General features: G+C 58.3%; 6 protein-coding genes and 1 pseudogene. 1 reads left to right on the top strand and 6 read right to left on the bottom strand.

Annotated features, from left to right (window positions below; translation table 11 throughout):
- Window positions 1-67 precede the first annotated feature (67 nt).
- The 3 genes and pseudogenes from JK199_RS10025 to budA form a co-directional block, all read right to left on the bottom strand.
- Window positions 68-1,378, bottom strand: a pseudogene (locus JK199_RS10025) (thiamine pyrophosphate-binding protein); the annotation flags it as partial.
- Between the two features lie 277 nt (window positions 1,379-1,655).
- On the bottom strand, window positions 1,656-3,344 hold the full coding sequence (alsS, locus tag JK199_RS10020) for an acetolactate synthase AlsS (RefSeq protein ID WP_212375589.1): 1,689 nt from the start codon (window positions 3,342-3,344) through the stop codon (window positions 1,656-1,658).
- A gap of 24 nt (window positions 3,345-3,368) precedes the next feature.
- Entirely contained in the window at window positions 3,369-4,151 is a 783-nt protein-coding gene (gene budA / locus JK199_RS10015; protein WP_212375587.1) for an acetolactate decarboxylase, read from the bottom strand.
- A gap of 117 nt (window positions 4,152-4,268) precedes the next feature.
- On the opposite strand from budA, the gene JK199_RS10010 reads away from it, so the two are divergent.
- The gene (locus JK199_RS10010) at window positions 4,269-5,204 is read left to right on the top strand and encodes a LysR family transcriptional regulator (RefSeq protein WP_025828173.1); all 936 of its coding nucleotides are present in this window, start codon (window positions 4,269-4,271) and stop codon (window positions 5,202-5,204) included.
- A 65-nt stretch (window positions 5,205-5,269) separates the two neighbouring features.
- Here the strand turns inward: JK199_RS10010 and JK199_RS10005 are convergent, their stop codons facing one another.
- From JK199_RS10005 to gluP, 3 genes are all read right to left on the bottom strand, one after another.
- On the bottom strand, window positions 5,270-7,471 hold the full coding sequence (locus JK199_RS10005; RefSeq protein ID WP_244985053.1) for a beta-N-acetylhexosaminidase: 2,202 nt from the start codon (window positions 7,469-7,471) through the stop codon (window positions 5,270-5,272).
- 67 nt (window positions 7,472-7,538) lie between these two features.
- The gene (gene nagB, locus JK199_RS10000; RefSeq protein WP_212375585.1) at window positions 7,539-8,333 is read right to left on the bottom strand and encodes a glucosamine-6-phosphate deaminase; all 795 of its coding nucleotides are present in this window, start codon (window positions 8,331-8,333) and stop codon (window positions 7,539-7,541) included.
- 6 nt (window positions 8,334-8,339) lie between these two features.
- Window positions 8,340-9,641: a glucose/galactose MFS transporter gene (gene gluP / locus JK199_RS09995; RefSeq protein ID WP_308164917.1), complete on the bottom strand. Its 1,302-nt coding sequence runs from the start codon at window positions 9,639-9,641 to the stop codon at window positions 8,340-8,342.
- Between the last annotated feature and the right edge of the window lie 91 nt (window positions 9,642-9,732).

The raw sequence follows: 9,732 nt of genomic DNA, 5'->3' as shown, positions 1-9,732 counted from the left end.
ATCCATCCGTTCCGGGTTGGCCTGATGCGCGCTGTCCGCCGTCACCATAAAAGGTCGATTATGTTCATCCCCACCCCAGAGCACCGCCACGCAAAAAGGAATACTGGCCCGGCCATGTGCTTTCCAGAAACAGCCGGACGTCGGACGACGTCGCAATGGCCTCATCCACAATCGCCACATCAGGCCCGATGGCCCGCACAGCCTCCCATGCCGCAACGCGCGGCGGGATGGCATCCTCATTCCGCCGGGCCTTTGCTTCCGCAATCGCTTCCGCCCGCTGGGCGCGCCGTGCAGCAGCCACCTGTTCGGCCTGCGCGGCATAGTCCGCCTGATGCGGGTGTGCTGCCTTGCTGAGCAGCGGCAGCAACGCCTGAAGAGAGGCCTTGATATCCCCCACAACGGACAGCGGCGTGTTAAATGTACGGCCCAGATCCCGCACATCAGAGGACATCTGATAGACCGCACAGCCCGGCGGCAGCGCAGGACCTTCCGTGTAGAGAATGGTAATCAGCGATTTGCCACCAAGGGCAAAAATCGCATCATATGCACTCAGACGCTCGGCAATAGCCGTGGCCTGAGTGGGCAGATTGCCGCACCAGAGCGGATGCGCTGTCGAAAACGGCACGCGGGACGGCCATGAGGACCCATAGACCGGCGCCCCAAGGCACTCCGCTACAGCCGCGACTTCGGCCGCTGCATCGGACGCATAAACTTCATCCCCGGCAATCAGCGCAATCCGGCCCGGCGCAATGCGTGTAAGAGCCTTTGCCAGATCCTCCAGCCCGCCCGCCACGGCAGCGCGGTTGATAACGGACGGCGTGCCGATATCCACCCCGCTCATTTCCTCCATCACATCCATGGGCAGAGAGAGAAAGACTGGGCCAGCCGGAGCCGCCATGGAATCGTGAAAGGCGCGACGCAGCAGAACAGGCAACTGGTCCGCATGGGCCACTTCCTGCGCCCATTTGACGGCAGGGCGGGCGATCTGCACCAAATCTCCAAACAGGAGCGGGTCAGAAATGGTGTGCCGGGAATCCTGCTGGCCTGCCGTAACAACCAGCGGCGTCTGGGAAACACTGGCATTGAGCAGATTCCCCATGCCATGCCCCAGCCCCCCGGCTGTATGCAGGTTCAGGAAGCCCGGCCTGCGGGCCGCCTGCGCATATCCATCCGCCATAGCCACCACGCTGGCCTCCTGCAGGCCGAGAATATAGGAGACGTTTGGTACTTCCAGCAGGGCATCCATCAGGGGCAGTTCGGTCGTGCCGGGGTTGCCAAAAATATAGTCCACCCCTTCACTGCGCAGAATTTCAAGCAGCACAGCCGCACCACGCCGCATACCCTTCTGCCCGGCTGCATCAAGCGATGAAATCTGCATTCCGATTATCCTTCTGTTGTGCCCTGCACAGACCTGCCCGCCTGAATGTCAGGCGGCTGCGCCCTTTATGGCACTCCGTCTGCCCGCTGGTAACTGCTCCCACACACTGTGTAACGCAGCACGGGTGCAGAAAGCCCACGGGCATACTGGCCCGGCAGTCCGGCAAAGATGATAATCGTCCTGCATAATCAGCCCTTAATCCGCATATGGCGCCTCCTGTTATAACAGGAAACGCCACATGAAAACACCCGAAAACAGATTTCTGCCCTGACTCTGCTCAGGCGGCTGCGGACGTTTCCCCAAGCTGGGCCAGCGGCTTCATCAGCAGGTGGTTCTGGGAATAATCAACCGGCACGGCAATAACCACCGGGCCTTCAATATCCATAGCGGCCTTGAGAGCCTTGCCCACACCGTCAGCCGATGTCACGGTGATGCCCTTTGCCCCACAGGCTTCTGCGTATTTGGCAAAGTCGATCGGCCCGAATTCCACCCCGGACCCACGGCCGTATTTCTTCTTCTCCTGCATTTCCACCATGTTATAGGCCTGATCAATCCAGACCATATGGATCAGGTTACATTTGAGGCGCACGGCGGTTTCCAGTTCCATGCTGGACATCATGAACCCGCCATCCCCGGAGATGGAAATAACCTTTTGCGCCGGGTTGAGCAGGCTTGCGGCAATCCCCCACGGCAGACCAACCCCCATTGTCTGCTGACCATTGCTGATCAGCACCTGACGTGCGCGGAAGGACAGCAGATAGCGGGCCAGCCAGATATGGAACGTGCCCATATCCAGACAAAGCGTGACATCAGGAGTGACAATCTGCTCCAGTTCCCGGACAATCTGTAACGGATGCACGGCCGTATTGCTTGTGCTGCGCGCATCCCGCAGCGCACCGGCACGGGCAATTTTATACCCCTCAAGAATCGATTCCAGTTCTGGCGCACGGGCCAGTTTACCGGCCTCCCGTGCCAGTGCCTTCACCGTCGGGGCAATGTCACCAACCAGTTCAACAACCGGGACAAACGCGTTATCCAGTTCCGCCGCGACAATATCAATATTGATAATCTTGCGGGCGTCATTCACGTTCCATAGCCATGGGTCATATTCCACCGGATTATACCCGATGGTCACCACCACATCTGCTTCATGCAGAAGCTGGTCCCCATGCTGGTTGCGGAACAGACCAACACGCCCGCCAAAACGGTCCACCAGTTCATGCGAGACCGCACCGGCTGCCTGATACGTCCCGACAACCGGCACACCCGTGGTTGCCACAAACGCCCGCACGGCCTCAGCCACATCCGGGCGGCTGGCCAGCAGGCCAAGCAGCACGACCGGGCGGCTGGCATTTTTCAGCAGCTTTGTGGCGTCCGCAATGGTCTCGGCGGAGGCGGGGCCGGTTTTTGGCACAGCACGATCTGCCAGAACAGGCGCCTGCGCGGGCATGGACAGCACATCCATCGGCGTGCTGACAAAAGAAGCACCCGGACGCCCACTTTCCGCAAACCGGAAAGCATTGGCCATAACTTCGGAAATCGCCAGAGGATTGGTAATTTCCACACTATATTTGGTGATGGGTTTGAACAGGCTGACCGTATCCATGGTCTGATGCGTCAGCTTGAGCCGGTCAGCCAGCTTGACGGCACCCCCAATTGCCAGAACCGGGTCCCCTTCAGAATTGGCGGTTGCCAGTCCTGTTACAAAGTTTGAAGCCCCAGGCCCGGATGTTGCAATTGCCACACCGGCCTTACCCGTCAGGCGACCAAGGCCACCGGCAATAAACGCGGCATTCTGTTCGTGCCGGGTCACTACCGTTTCAATCGGGGAATCAACCAGCGCGTCAAACAGGCGGTCCACCTTCGCGCCCGGAATACCAAAGACATGCGTGACACCATGCGCCACCAGATTTTTGACAATAAGCTCCGCGCCGCATTGTGCGGCGTGATCAGAAGGCTCGGTCATTGTGTTGTGTCCTGTTAAAAAGCTTCAGCCGCCTTCGGCAATCCGAATAGCTTCACTCAGATGTTCAGGATTGAGGTTTGCTTTTGCAAACTGCTCTGTGCGTGGCAACTGTATTTCAAGATCAGAGATCACGGCGACTTCAAGCTGGCCGCGCACCAGCCGGTATTCCGTCACATGGCCACCGCGTTTCTGATCTTCCGTCAGAAAATGCAGGTGATACCCGGCAACATTCACGCCCTGCATATAAACCGGCGTGCGGAAGCCAATCATGGTGCCCGTGACAGACTCCATTGTCAGGGTCGGCTGTTTTTTCACAACATCCAGCATGTGGGGATACGGTTTGCACTGGCAGAACACCGTGCGGGTATCCACCCGCTCAAACTGCCCGGTAAAGCGCACCGCCCCAAACAGGTTGGGGTTCCCCAGAAGCTGGTCAACCAGTGCCTCAAACGTCTCTTTTGTCTGCGGCTTATCAATATTGAGCGTCTTTTCCGGCTCAAAATACGTGACGCAGGCAAAAGGGGTTTTTAGAGAACCGGGAACTTCCGTCGCCTGCCCTTCCGCCCGGAACTGGCGGACAACGCCGTCAGTCACAATCATCTCGCCGTCCAGCGCGTTGAACGTGCCCAGACCAAAGTTCCCGTGATGCAGCACTTCATCCAGCGTGGTTTCTCCGTCATACACCGCATCCAGCAGAGCGGCCATGGTGGAGGTCTGGTAAAGGCGGTTGGCGACGGGCTTCTTCCCGATACCGTTTCCGAGAGCAGAAGACCGAACGTCCATGTCTGCCACCGGGCTGTTCTTCATGCTGCGCACTGTTTCAAACTCATTGTTGCTGATCTCAGTGACACAGACGTTATTACAGCGTGATCTAGTCTTCCAATATATATTGAATGCTTTTTTCATATGATATAAATATGCCAGATGGATATCAGACACCTGCGCTATTTTGTCACTGTGGCGGACCACGGCAGCATTACCCGTGCCGCGGAAGAGCTGGGGATGGAACAGCCGCCCCTCAGCCAGCAGATCAAGCAACTGGAGCAGAAACTGGGCGTGGCCCTGTTTGAGCGCCAGACCCGCGGGGTAAAGCTGACGGAAATCGGGGCGACCCTGCTGCCCCGCGCCCGCACCATTCTGGACCTTCAGGCCCAGTTTCTGGTGACAGCCCACGGACTGGCACGGGGCGAGTTAGGGCATATCCGGCTCGGGCTGGCCGGGGCTGTGCCGCTTTTGCCGGTGATCCCGCTTGCCATCCGGCGTTTTAGAGAAAGCGCGCCAGATGTCACTCTCTCACTGGAAGAAAGCAATACGCCAGCACTCTGCGCGGCGCTGCATGACCACAGTACGGACCTCGCCATTATCCGGCCGCCCGTGCCGGACCCGACCCGCCTTTCTGTTTCTCATCTGCTGGATGAACCGACTGTTATCGCCCTGCCGCGCGGGCACCGGCTGGCCCACCATCCGGTGATCAGTCTGGACATGGTTGCTAAAGATCCGCTGATCATCTTCCCGCGTGAACTGGGTCCGGGCTTTCACGACGCTATTTTATCAGCCTACCAGCTGGCAGGTGTTACCCCCCCCATGGGGCAGCAGGCACCGCAGATTGCCGGGACTGTGCCGCTGGTGGCCGCAGGGCTTGGGGTTTCCGTCGTGCCGCGCTCGCTCAGCCAGATTCATGCGGGCGGCGTGACCTTCCACACACTGAGCGAACCAGCCCCACGCGCAACATTAGCCGTTGCCATCCGCTCCGGCCAGAATATGCCTCTGGTCTCGCGCTTTGTGAAAATTCTTCGCACCGCCTGCCGGAAATGGGAAAATATGAGTCTTGAAGACCAGTTTCCCGCAGCAGACCCGTAAAAGTCTTTTTGTCAGACTTCTAAAAAATTCGGGGCTCCCTTTCCGGAAGCCCCGGTAACACTGTTTTACAGACCAACCAGTTTCCGGATGGCCGGTTCAGCAATAATCATCAGCCCACCCGGCGGGAAGGTTGTGCCGGAGAATGATCCGGTCACATCTGCCGAGCTGTTGATCAGCTCTTCTTCCTGATCAAAAATCTTCTTTTCAGCAGCGGAGAGTTTTTTCTTGTGGCTGTTCAAGGCATTCAGCCCCGCTGCGGCCATAACCGCAAGATTGTGAGACGTCGGGACAGCCTCGGACAAACCGCGCACTCTCGCCACCTGCTGGAATGCGGCATCGTTATCCCGCCAGATCTGCATCTGGGCCTTCAAAGCCGGAACAACGGACCTGTCACCCGCAACATACTGGTCCACCAGCATGCTGAAGCGCACGGCAGGGAACGGATCTGGAGACGTGACTTCCCCAATTTCATCAAGCGCATCACCATGATGGCTGACATAACGGTTCATGACGTAATTGCGCAGCGGCACCGTGGCACTGGCCAGACGCTCCACCGGGTCAGCATTGGCAGGGGAGAGGCGCAGCGCCATCCGGTGTGTGTTGGCCTGTGCCTGTACGCCGGTCAGTTGCAATTCCGTATTCACCACGGCCAGACGCCGATACATGTCATTCACATCGCGCACGGATGCTGGAGACCAGAAGCGTTCCGCAATGGCCGCAGCGCGCGGCCAGTAGCGGGCATCCAGCATTTCATCAGTCACCAGTTCGGACCAGAGCGGCGCTTCACCCCCCAGAATATACTGCTTCTGCTCATCCGTCAGAGGAGCGGGGGCCGGTTCTTTCACAAATGCATTGACCAGATCAGGCCGTCCGCCTTTTGCCAGAAGTTTATCGGCCTGTGCGCGGGTAATGCCGTTTGCCGCCGGGTCATACGGGTCCACCAGATAATGCTGGGAAGCAGGCTGAAGCAGATCAAGATAATACCCGGCAGACACGATAACCGGATGATGATCGGCTGACGCGGAGGCCAGAAATTTTGAACTTCTCCAGACATCCACAACAACTTCTTTGGGAATTGGTGCTTCGCTCACCTCATCCCAGCCCACCATGACCTTACCCTGATCTGCGAGGATTTTCTGAACCTCAGCCGTAAAATGCGCCTGCAGGGCCTGCGGCGTGGCAAACCCGTTATCCTTCATATAGGCAACAATTTTCGGATTTTTCATCCACTCGCGGGGGTCCACTTCATCCCCGCCGGAATGGAAATACGCATCCGGGAACAGTTTCCCCATTTCCGCGTAGAGTTTGCGGACAAAACGGAGTGTTTCCGGAATAGTCGGGTCCAGTGCGGCGTTATTCTTGTTTTTCGGCTCCGGATTGACAGGGCTCTGCGCGGCCAGTTCCGGGTGTGCCAGCAAGAGCGCCAGTGCGTGCCCTGGCACGTCAAACTCCGGCACAATCCGAATACCACGATCAGCAGCGTAAGCCACAAGATCTTTCAGTTCCCGCTGGGTGTAATACTGGCCGTGGGACCCTTTTTCCGTCAGTTCCGGCATGCGTTTGCTTTCAACGCGGAAACCCGTGCCATCGCTGAGATGCAGGTGCAGCACGTTCATTTTGAGCAGTTCCATCGCGTCAAGCTGCCGCTGGAGCGTTTCAACCGCCATGAAATGCCGGGACGTATCAATCATGATCCCGCGCCAGGGGAAACGCGGGCTGTCTGTAATGGTGGCAAACGCCAGTTGCGGTCCGTTTTCACCCCGCGTGACAAGCTGGGCCAGCGTTGCCAGACCATGCAGAACGCCGTCCGGGCCGTCGGCTGTCAGCGTTACGCCGGACGCGTTGACCTGAAGGCTGTAATTTTCCTTTGCGTGGACTGTCAGCGCGTCCCGGTCTTCACCCACCTGAATATGCACGGGCACGCTTGTCACCTGCCCTGCCTGCGCAGTGTCCACCTGCTCAGGGAGCACCCGGCCCGCCAGCATGTTGATGCGCTTTGTAAAACGTTCCGCAGCACGGGTGAGCAGAGGAGAGGGTTGCTGGTCCCACTGGAGTGTCACACCCCCACTCAGCGGCAGCGCACCGGCGGGCAGGGACACCGAGGCAGGCACAGGCATAAGCGCCGGTGCTGCCGTTGCAACGCCCGTGGAAACTGCCACAGGCTCTATCCCCTGCGGCGCTGCCAGCGCGGGAGCGGCGGAGAGTGTCAGAACAGCAGCGCTGCCCAAAAGTGCGCGACGAAGTTTTGAGAAAGTCTGGTGAGTCATTCTGCGTCCTATTCTTTTGAAGCAACGGCTGTCAGGCAATCTGCCGTGTCTGTCTGTGGTGGCGTGTTTATGCAGAAAGAAAAGCCTGCAATTCCGGATCATGCTGCATTTGCCAGAAAATGGCCTCGCGCTGCGTCAGGCGTGAGGCCGCGGCCTCATCCAGCAGCACCAGACAATGCGGATGGAATTGCAGGGCGGAACCCGGCACCAGCGCGCTGACCGGCCCTTCAATAACCCGTGCCACAATATCAGCCTTTGCAGCACCCGTGACAACAAGCAGGGCCTCGCGCGAGTCCAGAATGGTGCCTGTCCCCATGGTCAGAGCCCGGGCCGGGACCTGCGCCATATCATTATCAAACATGACGGCATTCTGCTGGAGCGTGGCCTGCGCGAGTGTCACGACATGGGTGCGGCCATTGAGCGCGGAAAGGGGTTCATTAAACCCGATATGCCCGTTCTCCCCCAGACCGAGTAACTGGAGGTCAATACCGCCTGCCTGAGCAATCCGGCTTTCGTAAGAACGGGCTTCGGCTTCAGCATCCTCTGCGGCGCCATCCGGAACGTGCGTGTTGTGCTCGGGGATGTTGATCAGCCGGAAGAGATGCGTCTGCATATAATAGCGGTAAGACTGCGGGTGCTGCGCCGTCAGGCCGATATATTCATCCAGATTAAACGTCGTCACGCCGCTGAAATCTATAGAATGCTCCTCAGCCCTTTCCGCAAGCTGCGCGTAGATGGCTTCCATCGTGCGACCGGTGGCAAGCCCCAGCACGGACTCAGGCTTTGTCTGGACCTGTTGTGCAAGCACCTGTGCCGCCAGACGTCTTGTCTGGGCGGCATCGGAACATATGACGACTTTCATAAAAAATCAGTCTCCAGCGGAAATAATCAGGGATTCAGGAGCAGGCCCGCCTGTTTTGGCGCGCAGAGCAAGACTCCAGCCAGCAATAAAAATATAAGCCGGGATAACCAGCGCCATAAAAGCGTGCAAATTCCCCAGCATGGGGGCGATGTGAACAAAAATCTGCGGCAGCACGGCCCCGCCGGAATAGGCCATAACCAGAAATGCTGTTGCCTTCGCGCCATCAGACCCGGCCTCTGCCAGCACAATGGGGAACAGCGCAGGCAGGATCATGGCATTGGCAAACCCAAGCAGTGCCACACAAAAAACCGGAATAAGGCCGGGCGCCACCAGAGCAACCAGACAGATGACAATGCCCAGCAGGCAGCAGGTGAGCATGTACCCGTCCTGACTGATAAAACGCGGGACAATAATCATCCCGACCAGATAGCCCAGCATCATGGAGGCCAGCGTCAGGGCTGTCAGGTATTTGGTAATATCCAGAGAAAGACCGAAGGAATGTCCAAACAGCCCGATGGCATCCCCCGCCATAACCTCCACGCCGACATACAGGAACATGGCAAAAACGCCTGTCAGCAGCCAGACGGGCTGAGCTTTACGGGCTGGAGCCCCCTGCGGTTCCGCGGCATCAAGGGTAATTTCCGGTAAGGGTGCACGGGCAACGAGAATGGCCAGCAGCACAAGCAGTCCGGCCATCACCTGATACGGCACATGCACAGCATGCGTAAACTGCGTCAGCACCGCGTCCCGCACGGGTCCAGCCGGAGTATGGCTGATATTGGCAACAACCTGCCCGACATCCGGCATAACAATCAGTGCAAAAAGCACCGGGGCCACAATGCCTGCAAATTTGTTGGCAATCCCCATAATGGCAATACGCTGCGCCGCGCGATCATGATCACCCAGCAGGCTGACATAGGGGTTAACCGTAATTTGCAGGAGGGAAAGCCCCGCGCCGATTACACTCAGGCCGCTAAGTGCGCCCGCGTACCACCGCCCGTTGACACATTCCCCAAACAGCAGGGTGCCCGCCGCCATGATGGCAAGAGCGACAACAAGGCCACGCCGCAGGCCGATCCGCCGGGCCAGCAACGTGGCAGGCAGCGGGAAAACAAGATAGGCCAGATAAAAACAGACAGGCACCAGAAAGGACGCCACATCGCTCAGATTAAACGCAATCTGAACAAAGGTGATCAGCGGTCCGTTGAGCCAGGTCACAAAACCGATACTGAAAAACAGGGCCGCCATAATCAGCACAGGCCGCCAGCCATACGCACCGGCCGGACTTGCAATCGGAAACCTGAGCACGCTGCACTCCTTCAGCAAAGGGCCGGAGAAAGCCTCCGGCACCTTATCTCACTCTTTATACCGTAGCAGGGCTGAGAGCCTGCTGCACGCC

This window comes from Acetobacter persici (assembly GCF_018256955.1).
Classification (GTDB): domain Bacteria; phylum Pseudomonadota; class Alphaproteobacteria; order Acetobacterales; family Acetobacteraceae; genus Acetobacter; species Acetobacter persici.
This window is presented reverse-complemented; position numbering and strand designations above follow the sequence as displayed.